The following is a 20,877-nucleotide window of genomic DNA, read 5'->3' on the forward strand; positions in this document are numbered from 1 at the left end:
TACACCGACCGGGTCGTCACCAACGGTAGGCAAACAGCGTCAGAACAGCGTCAGAGCAGCGCGAAAGCGCAAGGTGACAGCCAGTCAACGCAGCGAGGAGACGCCGGTGTCCAGCGGTTCGCCGAGCAGACGCACAGCGTCCCCGAGCGTGCGCTCGGCGTGTCCGGGCAACCCCAGTTCCACGCACCGGGCGTACGCGGCCTCGAACTGCGCGCGTGCCGCGGCCCCGTCGCCGACGAGCGCGGCCAACCCGCCGAGCACCCGGCGCACCGGGCCGAGCGAGGAGCCGGTCCAGTCCAGGTGCTCAGCGTACGGGGTCAGCGCCTCGCTCACGAGCAGACCGCGTTCCACATCGCCCAGTTCGATCGCGACCTCGCCGAGCCGCATCAGCGAACCGGTCCACAACAGGTCCATCGGGATGCCCGCGAAACCCGGCACGCACAACGTGTGGAACTCCTCGCGCGCCGCCTTGGGATCCGTCGACGCGGACGCCGCCCAGCACGCCTGGATCCGCCACCAGGAAACGTCCCGCGACCAGTCCGCGGCCACCGCGGCCCGGCGCGCCATCATGCCCAACCGGCCCTGCTCCCAGCGCACCGCCAGGATCTGCGCGAGGTTGAACGAGCGCACCGCCTCGCGCGGCAGCCCCGATCGGCGGGCCAACCGCAGCGCGTCGGCCAGGACGTCGGCCGCCCGCGCGGTCCGCCCGCGCAGCAGTTCCAGGCCGCAGCGGTAGATCAACACCTCCCAGGTGAACCACGGATGCCGCAGCCGCCGGGCCACCCGCTGCGCCTGCGCGTACTCGCGCTCGGCGGCCGGGATCGCGCCGCGCACCACCAGGTCGTAGGCCTGGTTCAAGTGGCTGCGGAACAACGATTCCTGATCACCGGTCAGTCCGGAGAGCACGGTCAACTCGCTGCTCATCCGCAACCGTTCGTCGACCAGATCCGGGCCGGACGCGGCCAGGTGGTGCGCCTCCAGACCCTGTGCCAGCGCATCGTGCGAGCCCGATTCGCGGGCGGTGTCCAGCGCTTCGTAGAGCATGGTCAGCCGTGCCTCGCGATCGTGCCCGAAGGTGAGCGCCACCGCGAGCGCGGCCAGCAGCAGCGAACGCAGGGCGACATCGGCCGGCAGGCCGGACGCGATCGGCAGCGCCGCCAGCGCCTCGCGCAGCAGCGCGACCAACTCCAGGTCCACGCCCACCTGGTAGACCTGCCCCAGGCGCACCATGGCGAGCGCGACCCGGCCCAGCCGGCGCGGGTCGGACAACGCCCGGGCCTCCTCGGCGGCCCGGCGCAGCACCTCCCGGCAGCGCCGATCGCCGCACCGGTCCAGCGCGGCGCCGCGCGAGAGCAGCAGGTCGCAGCGGGTCTCCGGGGCCGGATCGCTCACCATCGGCAGCACCTCCAGGGCCTGCCGGTAGTGTTCGGCGGCCACCTCGAACGCGCCGCCGTCGCGCGCCTCGTCGCCCGCCCGCCAGGCGTAGTCCAGGGCGCGACGGGCCTCGCCGAACCGGCAGGCCAGCCGGAAGTGGTGGGCCAGTTCGGGCAGGTGCGCGTCCCGGTCGCCGCGTGCCTCCAGGGCCAGGCCGACCTTGCGGTGCAGTTGCAGCCGGCGGGCGGTGGGCAACTCCTGGTAGAGCGTGGAGCGGACCAGGGCGTGGACGAAGGTGAAGCGGCCCGGGCGGTCGGTCTCCTCGGCCCGCACCACGTGTGCGCGCTCGGCGTCGTCGAGGGCATCCACGACGGTGTCGAAGCCGCCCGGATGCACCGCGGCGACCAGGTCGATGTCGAACGCCGGGCCGACCACGGCGGCCACCGTGAGCGCCTCCAGGGTGGACTGCGGCAGGCCCAGAAGCCGCTGACGGAGCACGTTGCGCACCCGGCGCGGGACGTCCGCGGGCACGCTCTTGCCCAGCGCCGACCAGTCGCTGACGTCCGCCCACTGGCGCAGCAGTTCGGTCGCCAGCAGCGGGTTGCCGTCGCTGAGTTCGCGCAGGACGTGCGCCCGGACGCCCTCCGCGCGCGGCGGCAGCGGGCCGGCCAGCACGTGCGCGAGTTCGACCAGGGCCGCCACGTCCAGGCCGCCGAGCGGCACGTGCAGCGGATGCAGGTCGCGGTAGAGGTCGGCGATCAGCCTGGTCATCGGGTGCACCGGGCCGAGCCCGGTGTCGCGGTAGGCGATCACCAGCACCGCGCGGGTGCCGACCAGGGCCCGGGCCACATGGCGCAGCATCAGCATGGTCGAGGTCGAGGACCAGTGCACGTCGTCGAGCAGCAGGACCAGGTCGCCCCGGCCGGCCGCGTGCCGGAACACCCCGGCCACCGCCTCGAACAGCCGATAGCGCTCGGTGTTCGAGTCGGGTGGGCCCTGAGGCTGGGTCAGGCCGGCCGGCGCCAGGGGCAGTTCGGGGAGCAGCCGGTGCAACTCCCCGCCCAGGTCGCCGACCCGCTCGCGCAACTCGTCGGCCGCGACGTCGGCGAGGTGCGCGCGCAGCATCGTCACGAAGGGTTGGAACGGCGCCGCCACGCCCTCGTCGCTGCGGCCGGTCAGCACCAGTGCGTTGCGGCCGGCGCGGGTGGCGAATTCGCTCAGCAGGAAGGACTTGCCGATGCCGGCGTCGCCGCTGACCAGCACCACGCGCGAACCGACGTCGGCCCCGGTGGATTCCTCCAGCAGGCGCAGTTCGGCGGAGCGGCCCACGATCGGGCCCGGGGCGCCGTGCGGGAACACGTCGTGCGCCGAGCGGGTGGGCGCCGGGGCGGGCGGGGCGTCCCCGCCGGGCGTGGGCGAGGCGAACCGCGCGGCGGGTGCGGGCACCGGCAGCGGTTGCGGCGTGGCGTCGCCGAGCAGGCGCAGGAAGGCCGACTCGGTCTCCGGGGAGGGGCCCACACCCAACTCGGTGGCCAACAGGCGCCGACATCGCTCGTACGCACGCAGCGCCGCCGCCCGGTCGCCGCCGGCCGCGTGTGCGGTCATCAGCAGGCGGTGGCTGCTCTCCCGGAACGGATCCAGATCGACGAGTTGGCCCGCGCGGGTCACCGCCGCGTCGGCCCGGCCCAGGTGCAATTCGGTGGTCACCGACACGGCGAGCGCGCGCAGCCTGGCCGAGCGCCAGCGGGTGCGCCGCTCGTTGACCCAGTCGCCGTCCTGACCGGGCAGAAACGGCAGGGCGAGGATCTCGTGCGCGTCGTGGGCCCGGGAGCGGGCCTGGGCGAAGGCGCCGTGCACCGCGAGTGCCTCGGCCTCGATCAGCGCGCTCTCGGCGGCCTCCACGTCGACCTCGGTGCCCTCGGGCAGGGACAACACGTAGCAGCCGGCCCGGTGGCGCAGCACCGACGAGGCGTCGTATCCGGCCTGGCCCAGGAAGCCGCGCACCCGGCTGAGCACGCCGCGCAGCGCGCCCTCCCAGGACTTGGGCGCCTGCTCGGGCCACAGCAGGGCGGCCAGTTCCTCGCGCGGCACCGGATGCCGGCGCCCCAGCGCCAGCGCGGCGAAGACGAGTTGGGCCTGCGGGCCGCCCAGGAGATCCTCCGCGGCGCGCCCCGCGGGGCCGTCTACGCAGACATGGCCGAGAACACGCACCCGGACCACCATGTGACGGACCCCCCTCCTGCTGTCGTCTTCGCGACAACCGATTCCCCGGCGCCGGTCCGGGAGCGGTTCGAAGGACCCCGCGCGCCACATGGTACGAACCGAACGGTGCACCCGGCGGCCAATTGCGCCGGCCCCATGTCACAACCCGGCCAATCACTTGATCCGTACTCGGGTTTCCCCGAGGCTGTCGGCCGCACGGCACCGTCGGGTACGGACCCGGACAGTCGGTCCGTTGCCGGGCGTGCGGGATCCGGTATCGGGGCAGCCGTCGGGTGGGCATCGGGTGTGTGGACACTCGGGTTTCGGTTGGGGAGGGGCACGGATGAGCCTGGATGGTTGGAATCTGCCGCCGGTACGCGAAGGGCGGGCGGCGTCGGACGAACTGGACGCGCGGCGGCGTGGCACCGCGGCGTATCGGCAGGAGCCGGAAGCCGGCGTGACGGTGCGTCAGGAGTTGGTGGGCGGCGTGCCGTGCACGTTCCTGGAGGTGCCGGACCCGGCGCTGACACTGCTCTACTTCCATGGCGGCGGCTACCGGATGGGCGATGCCACGGGCTGGTTGGGCATCGGTTCGCGGCTCGCGCTGGCCGCGCGGGCCCGGGTGGTGCTGGTCGAATACCGCCTCGCGCCGGAGGCGCCGTATCCGGCCGCGCTGCACGACGTGGCGAACGTGTACGACACGATCGTGGACACGGGCGGCGACACGCATCCGGCTCCGTTCGTGGGCGGCGACTCGGCGGGCGGCGGGCTGGCGGCGGCGCTGGCCATCGCGGCCCGGGGCGCCCGGGTGCCGTTGCCGTCCGGCATGGTGCTGCTGTCGCCGTGGCTGGACCTGACCGTGACCAAGCCCACGTACGACTCGAACGCGGACACCGACCAACTGATCTCGAAGAAGTCGCTGCGCGAGGCCGCCGAGATCTACCTGCAACTGCACGATCCGGGCGATCCGTTGGCATCCCCGCTGTTCGCCGACCTGTCCGGCCTGCCGCCGGTCCTGCTCCTGGCCTCCTGCCACGAGGCCCTGCTCGGCGACAGCACCGCGTTCGCCGCCCGGGCCGCCGCGGCGGGTGTCGCGGTCCAGGCCCATCTGGTCCCCGACGTCCCGCACGCCTGGCCCGCGATCGACCCGACCATGCCCGAATCCCAGGAAGCCATCGGCACCATCGCCCGCTTCCTGACCACAAGGGCAATGGAAGCCTAGGCCGGACACGGCCCAGAAGCCGCCGAGGGCCTCGGGGCGCGCACAGCCGGCCCCGAGGCCCTCCGACCCCGGCCTCCGCACCCGAGGCAACGGGTGGGCGGGCGGGCAAAAGAACTCCCCACCCGAATCGCAACGGCAACCGCGCCACGAGACCGAGGACTCCCAACGGGGCCACGCGGCCACGAGCAGGGCATGATCGACTCGTGAGCACCATCGAATACGTCCTCCCCCTCGTGGCGCACATCGAGAAGGACGACCCGCCGGCCCGAACGGACGCCCTGGAGGCCGCCGCACGCGCGGTCCTGGTCCTGTTGGCCGACCCCAGGTCCACCGACCCCGACGGCGAATGGCACGACGTGGTCGAGGCCTGGCAGGGCCACCGCATCCGCAAGGTGGTCCGGCGCGCCCGCGGCGGCGAGTGGCGGCGGGCGAACACGCTGCCGGGCATCACGGTGGCCCACCGTACGGCGGAGGTTCGGGTGTACCCGCCGATCCCGCTCGACGGATGGCCCAAGGATCTGGCCAAACTGCAGGTCTCGGGCACCGACCTGGACGAACCGGCCGCGCCGCCCGCCGCCGCGCCCGGGCAGCCCGTGTTGTGGCTGAACCCGACGCTGGAGATGACCGCCGGCAAGGCCATGGCGCAGGTGGGGCACGGCAGTCACCTCGCGTGGCTGGGCATGGGCCCGGCCGGGCGCAAGGAATGGGCGGAGCGTGACTTCGATCTCGCGGTCCGGGTCGCCGAACCGGCCGCGTGGCCGGCGTTGACGACGAGCGGTCGGCCGATCGTGCGCGACGCGGGTTTCACCGAGATCGCGCCGGGTTCGTGCACGGTGGTCGCGGACGTGCCGTGGACGACCCGCTGAGCAGCGCTTTCCCGATCCGGTCGCACACTTTGCCGGCGCGTCGGGCGATGTGACGTTGCGTCATCGAGTGGGTCGGCAAAGTGGAAGACGCCGCTCCGGAGCGGCTTCCGACGATCCGTGTACGCTGCAACCGAGACCCGTACGTGACCGGATCGTCACTGCCCCGGCTCCCGGGGCCCACTACGGTAGGTCACAGGCCGGGCCGACCACCCGGCTCCCGAGCCACGTGTCCAGGGCCTCCCCGGATCCGTCGGCGCATCCGATGGGGGACGGGTCGCCGATCGTTGCGGGCATCCTGTGTCGCGGCTCAGGACACCATGGGCGAGGGGAATGCCGGCGCGTGACTCTTCAGGTGATCAAGGACGATCTCCAGGGCTGGACCGTGCTGCACGTGCTCGGGGAGGTCGACTACGCGGTCGTCCCCGAACTGCGCGAGCACGTCAGACGCGCGGTCGCCGACGGCGACCACCGGATCGTCCTCGAACTCACCGGGGTGGAATTCCTCGACTCCACCGGCATCGGCACCCTGGTCGCCGCGCGTCGCCTGCTCCGCTCCACCGGCGGCACCCTGCGACTGGTCATGCCCAGCAACAACGACCATCACGTCAACCGCGTCTTCACCGCCCTCGGCCTGCGCCGCCTCTTCGACGTCCACCCGCACCTGGACGAGGCCCTGTGCGAGGACACCCCCACGGACGAGGACCTGAGCGCCGCGGGCTGACCCGCCGGGGCCGTGCCCCGCACCCTCGCTCCTACAACACCGCCCCCGCCGCCGTCAGGGTGCTGCCCGCTCGCGGCATGTGGGCCAGCTGCGCGGCGAAGGCGCGGTAGGCCGCGGCGAGAGCCTCCCGCTTGACCTGGCGGTGCTCCAGGACGTCGGCGAACCAGCGGGTGAAGTCGACGAAGAGCACGTGGTCGTCGAGGAAGAGCGAGACCGCGAGCGCGTCGACGGCGCTCACCAGGCCGTCCCGCATCGTGCTGTCCGAGCGTTGACCCTCGATCGGGACCAGGGCCGCCATGCCGGCGGCGACCAGCGGGGTGCGCAGCAGGCCGACACTGTCGTGGGCGGCGTCCGGGAGGTGGCGCAGCCGCGGGGCCGGGGTGGTGATCGTGGGCCAGTCCGGGCTCGCCAGCACGTCGGCGGCCTGCCGGGCGTCCCGTGCCCAGCCGTTCGCGCCGACCAGGCCCGCCCACCGGCCGTCCGGACCGAAGCCCGGGCCGCCGACCAGGACCGGTACGCCGACCCGCCGGGCCACCTCGACCATCGCCCGCGCGCCCGGCAGCGCGGTGGAGACCATACAGCCGATCGCGACCGAATCCGCTCCCGCATCGGGCAGTACGCGGGCCAGTTCGCCCGCGCCGGTGCCCGGCGGCAGGACCATCGCCTCGATGCCGCGCACCCGCAACAGCGCGGCCAGGATCGTGGACGCCAGGCCATGCCAGTCGCCCTGCGCGCAACACACCACGACCCGGGCCGCGGAGCGTGGCCGCGGCGTCGCGTCCGCGATCAGGTGCACCACCCGACCGGTGATGTGCGAGGCGCCGTGTTCGCGCGCCACGCTCCACTCGCCGTTCGCCCACCGGTCGCCCACCGTGCGCAGCGCCGGGATCACCAGGTCGGTCAACACCCGTTCGCCGGGCACCCCCCTGCCGAGCAGGTTGCGAACCAGGGTCAGTGCCTCGACCTCGTCCGCCCGTCCGATGTGCGCGAGGAACAGGTCGAGTTCGTCGGAGACCACGTGCGTCATGCGCCGTCCGGATGCTCGTCGGGAACCGGGCAGCCGAGCTCCGCCGGATTCGGCAGCGCCTCGTCGTCGTCCCGGTAGGGGATGTGAACGGCCAGCAGGACCACGTCGTCCACGACCGGGGCGTCGCCCAGGTGCACCATCAGCCGCTGTTCCAGGCGTTCCACGAGCGCGTCCACCGGCATGCCCGCGCAGGACGCCAGGTCGTGCCGCAGCGCCTGCACGCCGTACGCCTCGCCGTCCGCGTCGCGCGCCTCGGTGACCCCGTCGCTGTACAGCAGCAGCGTCGAGCCCGGTGCCAGTGGTAACTCCCGCTCGCCGAACACGGTGCCCGGGATGCCCGCCACGAGCGGATCGGTGAACGCCATCGCCCGTACCCGACCCGCCGGATCCATCCACAGCGGCGGCGGATGCCCGGCGCAGGTCAGCCGGATCAGCGCCGAGCCGTCCGGGTGCACCGAGCAGTCGCCGGTGATCGCGGTGAGCACGAGGGAGGGGTCGCCGAGGGTCAACTCGGCGTCCAGGAGCGCCATGCGGTGCGCGGGCGCGCAGCCGGCGCTCGCCGCGGTGCGCAGGATCAGCAGCGACCGCGAGCTGAACATGCCCACCGGCGTGCCGCGTCCGCACACGTCGCCGATCGAGAACGCCCAGGTGCCGTCGACCGGGGTCGGGTGCACGGCGTAGAAGTCGCCGCCCAGGCCGTCGGTCAGCGCGACGGGTCGATAGCGGGCGGCGATCCGGGCACCGGGCACCTCCGGCAGTGGGCCGGGTACGAGCGCCTGGGCCAACAGCATGGTGCGCCTGTCCTGTTCGACGTACAACCGCGACGTGCGCAGCGCGACACCCACCCGTTCGGCGTAGTCGACGGCGAGCGTGATCTCCTCCTCGGTGAACGGCTCCGAGGTCGCCGAGCGCACGAACGTCAGTACGGAGGGCGCGTCGTCGTCGGTGTGCACCGGGACCACCAGCGCGCAGCGGGCGTCCACCGCGACCAGATCGGCGACCGCCTCGTCCGGTACCAGTCGGGCGAGCAACGCCCGGTCCATCAGCGGGTGCAGCTCCTGCCGCCGGGTGCGGAGCACCCGGCCGACCCCCGCCGGGGCGGTCCACGCGGCGCCCAGACCACTGGTCACCCGGGCGATCGGGCTGCCGGTGGCGGGTGCGTACGTGGTGCGCAGCCGGCCGTCCTCCATGCTCGGCACGGACAGCGCGACCCAGTCGGCCAGTTCCCGGGCCGGCAGCGTGGTCACCAGATCGGTGAGCCGGCGCGGATGGGTGGTCGCGGACAACATGCGGCCCGCCTCGGCGAGGAAGACCTTGCGCCGGCGCTCGGCCAACAGCGCGTCCTCGCGCCGCCGTTCGGCGGTGGTATCCAGTACGTACCAGGCGTAGTGACCGTCGGCCAGCACCGCCCGCCGACCGCGCACGCGCCGGTCGAAGATCTCGCCCTGCCACGTGGTTCCGGTCGCGGGCAACAACGGAAGGGCCGTGCCCACGGCGCAATCCGGCAACAGTCGCCCCGCCGCGGCGTTGAGGTAGCACACGGTGCCCTCGGGCGTGAAGACGACCACGCCGGTGTCGCTCTGGTCGAGCACGTCGCCGAGCGACCACGAGGGCGGCGCGGGCTCGTCCGGGATGCGCGGCGGCTTGAAGCCGTTGGTCCGCCGATCGGCGGCCGGCTCCCGCGTGTCGCCGCCGCGCTCGTCCCCGGAGGGGCGTTGTCCGGTCATGGCTGGGGAATCCCTTGCGTCCGTGCGCTTCGAGCCGGCTCGCGCCGGCGCTCGCGCAACCTTCACCGTACGACCGGAAACGTCGCGCGGGTGTGGGTTCCGCCGGAATCACACCTATAGGGGAAGACGGTCCACGAGGGGCCGATGCGACGAGTAGGGTGCCGATGCGGTCCTGTCGTTTCCGGGAGGGATGCGGAGATTCCTCCCGAGACGTGCGAACCGTACCGAGCGGTCGCGCGGTACGCGACCGAACCGACACTTGATCAGGTGGAGTGCTCCCCATGAGCCTTGACGATCTCCCACCGGACGACGTCGATCACACATCGTTCTCGGCCAGGCCGTGCATCGTGCACACCACGATGGAAGCCGACCTCGGCGGCACGGTGTCCGTACAGGGCGACATGGACATGACGGCCGCGCCGGTGTTCCGGCAGGCGGTGGACCGGCTCGTCGACGAGGGCGCGCGCAGTCTGCGGATCGACCTGTCGGGCGTGCCCTTCATCGACTCGTCCGGCCTGGGCAGCCTGGTGTACGGCTACCGCCGTTTGCGCGACCGCGACGGCGACGTCGTGGTGTGCGGCGTCGGCCCGCAGCCCGCGCGGGTGCTGCGGATCACCCATTTGGACCGCATCCTCAGTGTGGAATCCGCAGCCGTCCCCACCGCACCGCACCGCTGAGCCGAACCCGGCCGCGGCCGCGCCACGACCGACCGCGGGGCTCAACGCCCCAGCCCGGCCTCCAATTCGCCCGCACTGCGACTGCGGATCAGGTCGTTGACCGCCTCACCGGGACCGACGTGCTCGAACAGGGTCGGCGGATGGAAGGTGACGTACATCGTGCGTCGTCCGCCCACCCCCATCGGTGCGGGGGAGGCGTGCAGCACGTCGGTCATGTGCACCGTCACGTCGCCCGGATCGGTGGGCACCGTCAGGTGCGGCAATTCGGCGAGTTCGGCGGCGCTCGGTTGCGGACAGGTGCGGCCCTGTGAGCCCGGGATCGCCTCCAGGTAGCCGTTCTCGGCGGAGGAGCCGGTCAGTTGGATGCCGATGGCCACCGACGGGCACATGATGTGATGGCCGCCGAGCCCGCAGTCGGTGTGCCACGGGATGTTGGCCAGGCCCTTGAGCCGACCGGGCGGCTTGAGCAGGACCGAGATCCCCTCCATCCGGTCGGTGGACGCCGCGAGGTCCTCGTGCACCAGCGTGGCCAGCCGGACCAGACGCGGATCCTGGGCCAGCGCGCCGATCGGCGCCGAGCGCTCGCTCGCGTAGACGATCCGGCACAACACCTGTTCGCCGCTTTCACGCTCCGCCCACCAGGACCGGTCGTCGTCCGGTCGGGCCTCGGCGGCGAGCCGATCCACCTCGGCCTCGAACACGGCGATCTCGGCGGGAGAGAACACCCCGCGCACCCGCATCACCCCGGTTGCCTCGAAGTGGTCGGCGAGTTCGCGATCCGAGTGATCGAGCGTCAGTTCGGCAGCGGGGTCCACGGGTCGACCGTGCCGATCGAACACCTCCCTGCCGTGCGGAAGGTAGATCTCGATGCCCTGATAGAGCGCGCGCAGCACCGGCTCCCAGCGGAACAACTCGTGCACACTCCCGCGTTCGGTGTGCACGTCGCCCGCGATGGCGAGCGCCGCCGCGGTGCGCAGCAGGGTGACCAGGTCGGTCCACGCGTCGGGGGACAACCGCACCACACATGTGGCGTCCGGGTCGATCCCCTCCACGATCCGCAGCCGTGCGCCGTGCGCGCGGTACGTCCACGCGCCCTCGCCGATCCGCATGCCGAGCGGATCGAGCCCGCGCAGTCCCGCCTCGGCCCGTTTGCCGGGCTCCCCGATGAGCAATCCCGGGACGATGTCCCGATGGTACGTCTCCGCGTCGATCCGGTCGTGCCCGAGCATCCTCGCGACCTCCTGCGCTGTACGTTGCCGCGCAGTATGCCGGGCGAACGCGGTGGGTTACCAGACCGTTCCAAGCTTTCCCCGGAACCGGACCACAGGACGGGTGTTTCCCACCCGCCCCGCCCACTCCCAAAACGGATCGCCTTACCCCACAAGGCACATGACGCACCGTCAGTCCGAATTCCGGTCCCCCGACCGGTCCGCGCGAATCCGCGCCACCCGGGGATACGCGCGGCGCAGGTGGGCGGCCAGCGCCGCGGCGGCCGCATGCGGGTCGTGGGCCTCGATCGCGGCCAGGATCGCCCGGTGATCCGCACGCAACGCGCCGGTGTCCGGGCCCAGTTCGGCAACCGCGCGCTGCTGGTGCCGACGTACCGTGTCGCGCAGTGCGCGCATGAACGTGGCGACCAGCGCATTGCCGGACAACTCCGCGATCGCGGTGTGGAATTCGGTGTCCTGCTCGTTGAACCGTTCCGCCGACACATCCGGCGCGTCCATCGCGGTCACGATCGCGCGCAGCCGGTCGAGGTCGGCCTCGCTCGCGTGGCGTGCGGCGGCCTCGACGGCCCAGGACTCGATCAACAGCCGGGTCTCCACGACGTCGTCCACCGCGAAGTTGGCCAGGCCCAGGTGCAGGCCCAGCACGCCGGTCAGCGCCGGGCCCGCCGATCCGGCCAGGATCGCACCCGCCTCGGGGCCGCTGCCGGTGTTGGCGACCAGGACGCCCATGGCCTCCAGGACGCGCATCGCCTCGCGGACCGACGGGCGGCCGACCCCGAGTGCGGCGGCCAGTGCCCGCTCGCCCGGGAGCTTGTCGCCCGCGCGCAGCCGGCCGGTCGAGATCTGCTCCTCGATCTGCGCGACGACTTCCTCGAACGCACGCACGCGCTTGACCGGGCGCCAGTCCGGGCCGTCGTTCACAGGGGCTCCTCGGGAGCGAGTCCGGGTGCGGGTCGGGACCCGCGTCTTGTGGCACAGCATGACATGCCCTTACCGTGTGCACACCACACTGTGGTCCGACCACACGTTTCCCGACTTCGAGTCCAGGACCGAAGCCCCAAGGCCGGGCCCCGGGCTCCCGATCCGCACCCACCCACCACGAGGAGGCCGCCCGCATGCGCGTCGGGCTGTTCATCACCTGCGTGAACGACACCCTCTATCCCCGCACGGGGCAGGCCGTCGTCCGCCTCCTGGAGCGACTGGGCTGCGAGGTCGACTTCCCACTCGCCCAGACCTGCTGCGGACAGATGCACTGGAACACCGGCTACGGCCCGCGGATCGAGCCGATGGTCCGCCGGTTCACGGACACCTTCGCCGGCTACGACGCGGTGGTCACCCCGTCCGGGTCGTGCGGCGCGATGATCCGGGACAACCACCCGCGTGCCGCCGCCCGAGCCCAGGACCCCACCCTCGCCGCCGACGTCGCGGCGGTGGTCCCGAAGGTGTACGACCTCACCGAGTTCATCGTCGACGTGCTCGGCGTCACCGACGTCGGCGCCTACTTCCCGCACCGGGTCGCCTATCACCCCACCTGCCACTCGCGCCGCCTGATGAAGCTCGGCGACCGGCCGAGCGCGCTGCTGCGCGAGGTGCGCGGCCTGGAACTGCTCGACCTGCCCGGCGAGGAGGAGTGCTGCGGCTTCGGCGGCACCTTCGCGGTCAAGAACCCGGACGTGTCCACCGCGATGGGCGCCGACAAGGTCCGGCACGCGGCCGGCACCGGAGCCGAGGTGCTGTGCGCGGCGGACAACTCGTGCCTGATGCACATCGGCGGCCTGATGGACCGTCAACGCACCGGGATGCGCGTCCTGCACCTCGCGGAGATCCTCGCCTCCACCGAGAAGGAGCCGGCATGAGCAAGGCCGTCCCGCCGACGGGCGCCACCTTCGTCGGCATGCCCCCGTTCCCGCAGGCGGCCCGGGCCGCGGTCGGCGACGCCCAACTGCGGCACAACCTGCGCAAGGCCACCCACACCATCCGGGACAAGCGGGCCCTGGTGGTCGACGAACTCGCCGACTGGGCCGAACTGCGCGCGGCCGGCGCGGCGATCAAGGACCGCACGCTGCGCCGCCTCGACGAACACCTGCTCGCGGTCGAGGCCGCGGTCACCGCCGCCGGCGGCACCGTGCACTGGGCCGCCGACGCGGCCGAGGCCAACCGGATCGTCGCCGACCTGGTCCGGGCCACCGGCGAGACCGAGGTGGTCAAGGTCAAGTCGATGGTCACCCAGGAGATCGGGCTCAACGAGGCGCTCGCCGCCGAGGGCATCCGGGCCTACGAGACCGATCTGGCCGAGTTGATCGTGCAGCTGGGCGAGGACCTGCCGTCGCACATCCTGGTCCCCGCGATCCATCGCAATCGGGCCGAGATCCGGGAGATCTTCGTCCGCGAGATGGGCGAATGGGGCGTGCCGGCACCGGCCGGCCTGACCGACGAACCGGCCGCGCTGGCCGAGGCCGCGCGCCGGCACCTGCGCGAGCGCTTCCTGTCCGCGAAGGTCGCGGTCTCCGGCGCCAACTTCGTCGTCGCCGAGACCGGCACGCTCGTGGTGGTCGAGTCGGAGGGCAACGGGCGGATGTGTCTGACCCTCCCGGACACGCTGATCTCGGTGGTCGGGATCGAGAAGGTGGTGCCGACCTGGGCCGACCTGGAGGTGTTCCTGCAACTGCTGCCCAGGAGTTCGACCGGCGAGCGGATGAACCCCTACACCTCGATGTGGACGGGGGTCACGCCCGGCGACGGCCCGCAGGACTTCCACCTGGTGCTGCTCGACAACGGCCGAACCGACGTGCTGGCGGATCGAACCGGCCGGCAGGCGCTGCGCTGCATTCGCTGCTCGGCCTGCCTGAACGTGTGTCCGGTGTACGAGCGCACCGGCGGCCACGCGTACGGGTCGGTGTATCCCGGGCCGATCGGCGCGATCCTGGTGCCGCAACTGGGCGGCATCGCGACCGGGAAGGTGGACGCGCAGACCGCGTCGCTGCCGTACGCGTCCTCGCTGTGCGGCGCGTGCTACGAGGTGTGCCCGGTCGCGATCGACATCCCCGAGGTGCTGGTGCATCTGCGCGAAAAGGTGGTCGAGGGCGGCGGTCATCGGGCCGAGAAGGCGGCGATGCGAGCGGCCGAGTGGGTGCTCGACGACCCCGGGCGACTGCGCCGGGTACAGCGGGTCGCGGCCCGCTCGCGCAAGCTGATCCCCAAGCGGGCACCCGGCCCGGGCGCGGCCTGGACGGACAGCCGGTCGATCCCGGCGGTGCCGGCGGAATCGTTCCGGGACTGGTGGGTGCGGGAGCGGAGCGGACCCGCGGACGCGTCGCAGGGGGGCGTACACCCGGCGGGTCCGGCGCCGGCGGCCTCGGTCGGCCGGTCGGAGGTCGGCCGACCGGATGGGATCGGGGCAGACGGGATCACGGACGGGATCGAGGCGAACGGCATCGAGACGGACGGGATCGAGATCAAGGCCGCCCGGATCCGGGACGGCGGCAGCGCCGACGAGATCGAGGGGGACGGGCGATGAGTTCGCGCGAGGTGATCCTGAACCGGGTGCGGCGGGCGCTGGTGGACGTGCCGCGGGACGAGGTGTTCCCGGTCCCGCGCGACTACGCGCGGGCGCACGTGGTCGAGGGCGTGCTCGAACTGTTCGCCGAACATCTGCGCGATTACCGGGCGGTCGTCCACGAGGTCGCCGAGAGCGGGCTCGCGGACGCGGTCGCCGGGGCGGTCGAACGGCGCGGGGCGCGACGGGTGGTGACACCGGCCGGGCTGCCGGCGGCATGGACGGCGGGGCTCGCGGCGGGGGTGTGTGTACCGGACGGCTGGATGTATGGATCGATCGGTGATTTGTCCGATGATCCTATTAATAACAGGCCTGAGCATCCTCTCCCACATCTCACGACCGCCGACCTGGACGCCGCGGACGGCGTGCTCACCGGCGCCGCCGTTGCCATCGCCGAGACCGGCACGATCGTGCTCGACGCGGGACCGGGACAGGGCCGCCGGGCGTTGACCCTGGTGCCGGACTGGCACCTGTGCGTGGTCCGGGCCCGGGACGTGGTCGCGTCCGTGCCGCAGGCACTGGAGCGGCTGGCCCCGGGTCGACCGCTGACCTGGATCTCCGGCCCGTCCGCGACCAGCGACATCGAGCTGAACCGGGTCGAGGGGGTGCACGGGCCGCGCACCCTCGAAGTCCTGATCGTGCGGTGATGTCCCGCCGATCATTTACAGTCCATAGGCGTGGCACCTGATACGAAGGCACTCGTCCGCTCGACCAAGAACCTGATGGAGATGGTCGACCTCCTGGGCAACACCAGCCCACCCGAGGCATACGACGCGATCGCCGAACAACTGGCGAACACGCGCCGACTCCTCGGCCAGTTGGCCGCGCCCGCGCCGACCACGCTGTGCAACGAGCACCCGTACGGCCCGGTCGACGAGGACGCCCGGGACAAGTGCCTGTTCTGTGAGAACCGGCGGCGGCGCGGTCGGGCCCGGGACGCGGCGGACGCGCGTCCGCGTTCGGCGCCGTGCCCCAGACACCCGGAGCGCGGTCTGCTCGCGCTCGGCGAGGTGTGCCCGCTGTGCGGGACGCCGGAGGGTGTGCCGACCCCGCGCCAGGGCGTGCCGAGCGTGCGCGATCCGCGGCCGGCCCCGCTGTCCGGCGCCCGCGGCGTGGACATGCGGCTGACCGTGCTCACCCAGCAGCTCGCCCACCTGGCGGGCGAGGCCGGCCAGGACGCGCGCGGCGAGGCGCTGCTCGCGGCGGCGGTCGACGTGCTCAAGGGTGCCCAGGGCCTGATCCAGGCGGCCAACGCGTTCGCCGACGGACGCGGCGACGAGGCGTACAACACCGCGACCCGGGCTGCTCGGGGGCTGCGGGCGAGGGCGGCCGAGGTGCTCGAGGACCTGTAGCCGGTCGGGCTGCGGGTTCGGAGCGCGCTCGAACGCGGGGTGGGCCGGGCGTCGGGTCGGATGGGCGTCGGGTCGGATCGGCCCGGTCCGGGTGCGATCGGGCTGCGGATGTGGTCGGGCCCGCGGACCGGACAGACCGGTTCGGTTTTCCGTCCGGTGTCGTGCCCGTGCTGCGTTTGTCGTGCGGCCGGTAGGGCAGGCGGTCCCGAGGCAACCGTTGCCGCCGCACCGCACGGAGGGATGTGCCGCATGGCATCCGAGCTTCAGGGTCTGAGCGTGGCGTTTCTCGTCGCCCCCGAAGGCTTCGAGCAGGTGGAGCTGACGGAGCCGTGGCAGGCCGTGGAACGGGCCGGCGGCCTGCCGAAACTGATCTCCACCAAGGCCGGCGAGGCGCGGGGCTTCGCCCACCTCGACCGGGCCGACGCGTTCCACGTGGACGCCGGAATCGACGCGGTGGGATCCGGCGACTTCGACGCGCTCGTCCTGCCCGGCGGTCTGGCCAACCCGGACTTCCTGCGCACGCAGCCGAAGGCCGTGGAGTTCGTCCGGCGCTTCTTCGCCGAGGGCAAGCCGGTCGCGGCGATCTGCCACGCGTTGTGGATCCTGGTGGAGGCCGACGTGGTGCGCGGACGGCAACTCACCTCGTGGCCGAGCCTGCGCACCGACCTGGAGAACGCGGGCGCGACCTGGGTCGACGAGGCGGTGGTGGTGTGTACGGCGGGCACCAACACGCTGATCACCAGCCGCAAGCCGGACGACCTGCCGGCCTTCGACAAGGCGATCGTCGCCGAATTCGCCGAGTTCGTCAGGGTCGGGAAGAACCGGTAGCGCGGCCGATCCGCCCCGGCCCGGCGGGCCGGATCCTCATGGCTCAATCCTCGTAGGTCGACGCGATCGGCTGGTGTCCGTTCCAGACCACGAACACGGACGAGGTCCGCCGGTTGCTGACGAAGTCCACTCGGATCCACTTGTCGCCGGGCCACACCTTCACCGACCACCCCGGGTTCGGGGTCGCGGCGATCAGCGTCACGCTCGTGGCCTGATACCGGAACGAGGCCCGCCCGCCCCGCACCTCGAAGCTCTGCACCGCCGGAGTCGGTGGATCCTCCCGAAGTTGTGCCGGCGGTACGACCGGCGTCGTCACGGGCTTCGGCGACGGCGGGGCGGTGGACGCGGACGGCGACGGGGGCGCGGAGGTCGGCGGCGGAGTGCGGTTGATGGCGGAGATCAGGTCGGGCGCCTCGCCGGCCTGCGGTGCGACCGATGTCGGCGGCGGAGAACTCATCGTCGGCGGCGGTTCGTCCCCGGCGACCAGGGTCGGTGCCCGCGGCGGCTGGAACACGGTGTCGCGCAGCACACTGCGCACGCCCCACCAGGACAGCGCGACGGCCATCGCGGTGACCGCGAGCCACACCGAGATCGATGTGATGGTTCTGCGCACGAGCCCTGTCCTCCAGCCTCTGTTCCAGCCCCGGTGTTCGCCTCCCGGGCCGGCCGGATCGGAGACTACGGGTACGGTTCCGAACCATGGCACAGGTGCTCGTGGTCGAGGACGACCAATTCGTACGTTCGGCGCTGATCCGCTATCTCACGTCGTCCTCACACGCCGTTCGCAGCGTCGGAACGGCTCTCGAAGCGTTGCGCGAAGTGGCCCAATACCCTTTCGATGTGGTCATCCTGGACCTCGGTCTGCCGGATCTGGACGGTTCCGAGGCATTGAAGATGTTGCGTGGCATATCCGACGTCCCGGTGATCATCGCGACCGCCCGGGACGACGAGGCCGAGGTGGTCCGGCTGCTCAACGCGGGTGCCGACGACTACGTGACGAAGCCGTTCTCCGGCGAACACCTGGGCGCGCGCCTGTCGGCCGTGCTGCGCCGCGCGCGGGGGCGGACCACGCCGGACGTGTTCACGGTCGGCGGACTGCTGATCGACACCAGGCGCCGTGAGGCACACCTGGACGGGCGGGAGCTGGAGCTGACCCGGCGCGAGTTCGACCTGCTGGCGTTCCTGGCCGCGCGGGCCGGGACGGTGGTGCCGCGACGGGAGATCCTTGCCGAGGTGTGGGGCCAGTCGTACGGTGACGACCAGACCATCGACGTGCACCTGTCCTGGCTGCGTCGCAAGCTCGGGGAGAAGGCGCGGGAGCCGAGGTATCTGCATACCGTGCGGGGTGTCGGGGTGAGACTGGAGCCGCCGGCGTGAGGCCGACGTCGGGCTCGGACGCGGGGGCCGGGTCGGGCGGGGACGGGTCGGCGGGTTCGCGTACGGCCGGCCGGGCGCAGGCCTCGGGGGGTCGAGCGCAGGCTTCGGCGGGTCGGGAGAGCAAGCCGCCCCGGGCGCCGAAGGGGGTGCGGGGAACGCTGGTGCGGGTCTCGCTGGCGGTCACCACGATGGTCGCGCTGGCGTTCTTGATCCCGTTGGTCCTGGTGATCCGGGAGATCGCCGCGGACCGTACGTTCACCGACGCCGAGCGGCAGGCCGCCGCGTTGCAGCCGGCGCTGGTGATCACCACCGACCGGGCGGCGCTGGAACCGGCGATCGCGAGCGTGCCGGCCGGTTCCGGCGGCCGGATCGCGATCCATCTGCCGGACGGTTCGGTGCTGGGTCGCCCGCGGGCCGGCGAGCGCAGTGTGGCCACCGCGCGGGAGTCGGCACGTTCGTTCCGGGTCCGGGCGGGCGGCGGATGGGCGCTGTTGCAACCGCTGCTGTTGGACCAGGGGCGGATCACCGTGATCGAGGTGTACGTCCCGGACGGCGATCTGGAGAACGGCGTCAACACCGCCTGGATGGTGCTCACCGGCGTGGCGGTGGTGCTGGTGGGCGGCTCCGTGGTGGTCGCCGACCGGCTCGGTGCGCAGGTGGTGCGCTCGGCGCGGGGACTGGCCGCGGCGGCCCGTTCGCTGGGTACGGGCGACCTGGCGGCCAGGATCGCGCCGCAGGGCCCCTCCGAACTCCAGGAAGCCGCCACCTCGTTCAACACGATGGCGGATCGGGTGGAACAACTGCTGGCCAACGAAAGGGAGATGGCCGCCGACCTGTCGCATCGGCTGCGCACTCCGCTGACCGCGCTGCGGTTGAACGCGGCGGCGTTGGGCGAGGACCCGGTGGCGGAACAGACCCGGAACGCGGTGGCGCAGTTGGAGCGCGAGGTCGACGAACTGATCCGAACGGCAAGGCGATCGAGCGCGAGCATCGAGGCGGTGGGTTGCGACGCGGCCGAAGTGGTGCGCGAGCGGATGGACTTCTGGTCGGCGCTGGCCGAGGACGAGGACCGACCGTGGCAACTGGTGGGCGCGGAGCAGCCGGTGCGGGTTCCGGTGCCCCGGGGCGACCTGGCGGCCGGGCTCGACGCGATGCTGGGCAACGTGTTCCGGCACACGGATGAGGGCGTGCCGTTCTCGGTCACCCTGCACTCGGGTCGGGACGCGGTGATCCTGCTCGTGGCCGACGGCGGCCAGGGGATCGCCGATCCGGAGAGCGCGCTGCGGCGCGGGCACGGGCAGGGCGGCGACGGCTCCACGGGACTGGGGCTGGACATCGTCCGGCGCCTTGCCGAGGCCACGGGTGGGGAGGTCGGGTTGGGGCGGTCGGTGCTGGGGGGCGCGGAGATCAGCGTGCGACTGGGCGGCGGGCGCACGGAGGCGGTCGTCCGGCGCAGTCGGCGGGCGGGGAAGGGTGGGCGGGGTCGACGACGGATGGGGGTCGGGTGAGTGGGCGGGGGCTGGTTCGGGAGCGGCACGGAGGCGGGCCGGGCTGGTTCGGCGACGGTTCGGGGTTGCTCTGTCGGTGGTCGGCGGCCGGTTCGGAGTCGGCCTGCCGACTGGTTAGTTGTTCGGTTCGAGTCCCGGTTTGCGGGCGTCCCGACCTTGGTTCGACTGCGGGGGAGAGTGCTTGAATGCGGGGATCTTCTCACTGTGAGTCACCGCGCATGTGCCGCCCGGTACCGCGAACCCGATCGACCCTTAAGTGCGCCTTAAACCCTTGCCTCGGGCCGAATCCGGTCGGGTCGACAGGTGTTCTTCGGCCACGGTTTTCACTAGCCTTCAGAACGACGGTCCATTCGGAACCAACGGGACTCCCCCCTTTCCGAGTGGCCCAGGCGCAGCCCAATCCCCCCCAGGGTCTGTAGCCGTTCGGGGATCTCGCATCCCCGGCCGCTCGTGTCCCCACCCCCACCCGGGGCACGACGGCATCCCGACCCGAGAGCGAAAACTCTCGGGTCGGGCTTTTTTATTGGGCGACTCTGCTGCCGACTCGCGAGGGTGGTGAAGCGCCGATGCCCGGGGCGCAGGGGCGTGGATGCGGCGAAGCGGTGCGCCCGGTCGGGCGTCAGGCGTTGTGTCGGGGGCGTTTGATGCGGACCTCGTGGGCGGTGGACAGGGCCGGGTGGTAGGGGAGTTCGAGGTGGCGGACCGTGGTCACGGTCACCGTCGCGTCGTTGCTCCACAACACGGGGATACCGAAGTCGACCGTGCCGTCGCGGCGGGTGAGGCCGAAGTGCTTCAGGGTGTGGCCGTCGGAGCGGACCTCGGCGGTGACCCAGGCGCCGGCGACCGGGTTGCCGCTCGTGGTGGTGATCTCGGCGGTTGCGGTGGCCCACCACGGGCCCTGGCCGTCGGGGCGGCCGAGTTCGCTCGCCTTGCCGGTGACGGACGTCACGGCCAGGCCCGGCCCGGGGTGCGCCGGGGTGGGCATCGGGAGCGATCGGGCTTCGCGGTCAGGGTGCATGGGACGGCTCTCCAGGGCATCGGCGATCCGTAGAGCCTGTCCGGAGCCGGCGTGCACGACTCGACGGCAGGGTTTTCGGTGGGTGAACGGAGCCCCAACATCGGTACGGACCCGTTACCGATTCTTGATCGTCGAGGGGATGAGCGGGTGGGACGGTGCCGCCGGGGCGGGAGGGCCTCGGCGGCACCGGGTG

The 20,877-nt window shown here is 72.5% G+C and carries 18 protein-coding genes; 11 read left to right on the plus strand and 7 right to left on the minus strand.

Annotated features, from left to right (window positions below; genetic code table 11):
* Positions 1–84: 84 nt before the first annotated feature.
* On the minus strand, positions 85–3,585 hold the full coding sequence (locus ACFZBU_RS31290; protein WP_391587058.1) for an ATP-binding protein: 3,501 nt from the start codon (positions 3,583–3,585) through the stop codon (positions 85–87).
* Between the two features lie 334 nt (positions 3,586–3,919).
* Here ACFZBU_RS31290 and ACFZBU_RS31295 point away from each other — a divergent pair, with 334 nt between their 5' ends.
* The 3 genes from ACFZBU_RS31295 (at position 3,920) to ACFZBU_RS31305 (ending at position 6,385) form a co-directional block, all read left to right on the plus strand.
* Complete coding sequence (locus ACFZBU_RS31295) at positions 3,920–4,798, plus strand: alpha/beta hydrolase fold domain-containing protein (RefSeq protein WP_391587059.1); 879 nt, start codon at positions 3,920–3,922, stop codon at positions 4,796–4,798.
* 203 nt (positions 4,799–5,001) lie between these two features.
* Positions 5,002–5,664 carry a peptidyl-tRNA hydrolase gene (locus ACFZBU_RS31300; protein WP_391587060.1) on the plus strand — a complete coding sequence of 221 codons (663 nt, stop codon included), beginning with the start codon at positions 5,002–5,004 and terminating at the stop codon, positions 5,662–5,664.
* Between the two features lie 340 nt (positions 5,665–6,004).
* Complete coding sequence (locus tag ACFZBU_RS31305; RefSeq protein WP_391587061.1) at positions 6,005–6,385, plus strand: STAS domain-containing protein; 381 nt, start codon at positions 6,005–6,007, stop codon at positions 6,383–6,385.
* A gap of 31 nt (positions 6,386–6,416) precedes the next feature.
* Here the strand turns inward: ACFZBU_RS31305 and ACFZBU_RS31310 are convergent, their stop codons facing one another.
* Entirely contained in the window at positions 6,417–7,412 is a 996-nt protein-coding gene (locus tag ACFZBU_RS31310; RefSeq protein ID WP_391587062.1) for a B12-binding domain-containing protein, read from the minus strand.
* Positions 7,409–9,139 carry a SpoIIE family protein phosphatase gene (locus ACFZBU_RS31315; protein ID WP_391587063.1) on the minus strand — a complete coding sequence of 577 codons (1,731 nt, stop codon included), beginning with the start codon at positions 9,137–9,139 and terminating at the stop codon, positions 7,409–7,411. The genes ACFZBU_RS31310 and ACFZBU_RS31315 overlap by 4 nt, the downstream gene beginning before the upstream one ends.
* A 281-nt stretch (positions 9,140–9,420) precedes the next feature.
* On the opposite strand from ACFZBU_RS31315, the gene ACFZBU_RS31320 reads away from it, so the two are divergent.
* Positions 9,421–9,816: an STAS domain-containing protein gene (locus ACFZBU_RS31320; protein ID WP_391587064.1), complete on the plus strand. Its 396-nt coding sequence runs from the start codon at positions 9,421–9,423 to the stop codon at positions 9,814–9,816.
* 41 nt (positions 9,817–9,857) lie between these two features.
* Here the strand turns inward: ACFZBU_RS31320 and ACFZBU_RS31325 are convergent, their stop codons facing one another.
* Positions 9,858–11,045 (minus strand): phytanoyl-CoA dioxygenase family protein, encoded by a 1,188-nt coding sequence (locus ACFZBU_RS31325; RefSeq protein ID WP_391587065.1) that lies wholly within the window; start codon positions 11,043–11,045, stop codon positions 9,858–9,860.
* 171 nt (positions 11,046–11,216) lie between these two features.
* Positions 11,217–11,966: a FadR/GntR family transcriptional regulator gene (locus ACFZBU_RS31330; RefSeq protein ID WP_391587066.1), complete on the minus strand. Its 750-nt coding sequence runs from the start codon at positions 11,964–11,966 to the stop codon at positions 11,217–11,219.
* A gap of 194 nt (positions 11,967–12,160) precedes the next feature.
* Here ACFZBU_RS31330 and ACFZBU_RS31335 point away from each other — a divergent pair, with 194 nt between their 5' ends.
* The 5 genes from ACFZBU_RS31335 (at position 12,161) to ACFZBU_RS31355 (ending at position 16,781) form a co-directional block, all read left to right on the plus strand.
* Positions 12,161–12,901: a (Fe-S)-binding protein gene (locus ACFZBU_RS31335; protein WP_391587067.1), complete on the plus strand. Its 741-nt coding sequence runs from the start codon at positions 12,161–12,163 to the stop codon at positions 12,899–12,901.
* The gene (locus ACFZBU_RS31340) at positions 12,898–14,562 is read left to right on the plus strand and encodes a lactate utilization protein B (RefSeq protein ID WP_391587068.1); all 1,665 of its coding nucleotides are present in this window, start codon (positions 12,898–12,900) and stop codon (positions 14,560–14,562) included. The genes ACFZBU_RS31335 and ACFZBU_RS31340 overlap by 4 nt, the downstream gene beginning before the upstream one ends.
* Positions 14,559–15,248 carry a lactate utilization protein C gene (locus ACFZBU_RS31345; protein ID WP_391587069.1) on the plus strand — a complete coding sequence of 230 codons (690 nt, stop codon included), beginning with the start codon at positions 14,559–14,561 and terminating at the stop codon, positions 15,246–15,248. Before ACFZBU_RS31340 ends, ACFZBU_RS31345 begins: the two co-directional genes overlap by 4 nt.
* Positions 15,249–15,278: 30 nt before the next feature.
* Positions 15,279–15,953: a hypothetical protein gene (locus ACFZBU_RS31350; protein ID WP_391587070.1), complete on the plus strand. Its 675-nt coding sequence runs from the start codon at positions 15,279–15,281 to the stop codon at positions 15,951–15,953.
* A 270-nt stretch (positions 15,954–16,223) separates the two neighbouring features.
* Complete coding sequence (locus tag ACFZBU_RS31355; RefSeq protein ID WP_391587154.1) at positions 16,224–16,781, plus strand: type 1 glutamine amidotransferase domain-containing protein; 558 nt, start codon at positions 16,224–16,226, stop codon at positions 16,779–16,781.
* 43 nt (positions 16,782–16,824) lie between these two features.
* On the opposite strand, the gene ACFZBU_RS31360 is transcribed toward ACFZBU_RS31355, so the two are convergent.
* Positions 16,825–17,394 carry a hypothetical protein gene (locus ACFZBU_RS31360; protein WP_391587071.1) on the minus strand — a complete coding sequence of 190 codons (570 nt, stop codon included), beginning with the start codon at positions 17,392–17,394 and terminating at the stop codon, positions 16,825–16,827.
* 86 nt (positions 17,395–17,480) lie between these two features.
* Between ACFZBU_RS31360 and ACFZBU_RS31365 the strand changes: the two genes are divergently transcribed.
* On the plus strand, positions 17,481–18,158 hold the full coding sequence (locus ACFZBU_RS31365; protein ID WP_391587072.1) for a response regulator transcription factor: 678 nt from the start codon (positions 17,481–17,483) through the stop codon (positions 18,156–18,158).
* Positions 18,159–18,304: 146 nt separating this feature from the next.
* Complete coding sequence (locus ACFZBU_RS31370; RefSeq protein WP_391587073.1) at positions 18,305–19,666, plus strand: sensor histidine kinase; 1,362 nt, start codon at positions 18,305–18,307, stop codon at positions 19,664–19,666.
* 619 nt (positions 19,667–20,285) lie between these two features.
* Here the strand turns inward: ACFZBU_RS31370 and ACFZBU_RS31375 are convergent.
* Positions 20,286–20,684, minus strand: a complete 399-nt coding sequence (locus tag ACFZBU_RS31375; protein WP_391587074.1) for a hypothetical protein — start codon at positions 20,682–20,684, stop codon at positions 20,286–20,288.
* Positions 20,685–20,877 lie beyond the last annotated feature (193 nt).

It is taken from the genome of Embleya sp. NPDC008237 (genome assembly GCF_042956465.1).
Classification (GTDB): domain Bacteria; phylum Actinomycetota; class Actinomycetes; order Streptomycetales; family Streptomycetaceae; genus Embleya.

Excerpts from the sequence above, each read along its gene's own strand:
- ACFZBU_RS31325 (WP_391587065.1), bottom strand. The coding sequence starts at position 11,045 with ATGCTCGGGCACGACCGGATCGACGCGGAGACGTACCATCGGGACATC.
- ACFZBU_RS31315 (WP_391587063.1), bottom strand. The coding sequence starts at position 9,139 with ATGACCGGACAACGCCCCTCCGGGGACGAGCGCGGCGGCGACACGCGG.
- ACFZBU_RS31320 (WP_391587064.1), top strand. The coding sequence starts at position 9,421 with ATGAGCCTTGACGATCTCCCACCGGACGACGTCGATCACACATCGTTC.
- ACFZBU_RS31365 (WP_391587072.1), top strand. The coding sequence starts at position 17,481 with ATGGCACAGGTGCTCGTGGTCGAGGACGACCAATTCGTACGTTCGGCG.
- ACFZBU_RS31310 (WP_391587062.1), bottom strand. The coding sequence starts at position 7,412 with ATGACGCACGTGGTCTCCGACGAACTCGACCTGTTCCTCGCGCACATC.
- ACFZBU_RS31295 (WP_391587059.1), top strand. The coding sequence starts at position 3,920 with ATGAGCCTGGATGGTTGGAATCTGCCGCCGGTACGCGAAGGGCGGGCG.
- ACFZBU_RS31345 (WP_391587069.1), top strand. The coding sequence starts at position 14,559 with ATGAGTTCGCGCGAGGTGATCCTGAACCGGGTGCGGCGGGCGCTGGTG.
- ACFZBU_RS31335 (WP_391587067.1), top strand. The coding sequence starts at position 12,161 with ATGCGCGTCGGGCTGTTCATCACCTGCGTGAACGACACCCTCTATCCC.
- ACFZBU_RS31375 (WP_391587074.1), bottom strand. The coding sequence starts at position 20,684 with ATGCACCCTGACCGCGAAGCCCGATCGCTCCCGATGCCCACCCCGGCG.
- ACFZBU_RS31340 (WP_391587068.1), top strand. The coding sequence starts at position 12,898 with ATGAGCAAGGCCGTCCCGCCGACGGGCGCCACCTTCGTCGGCATGCCC.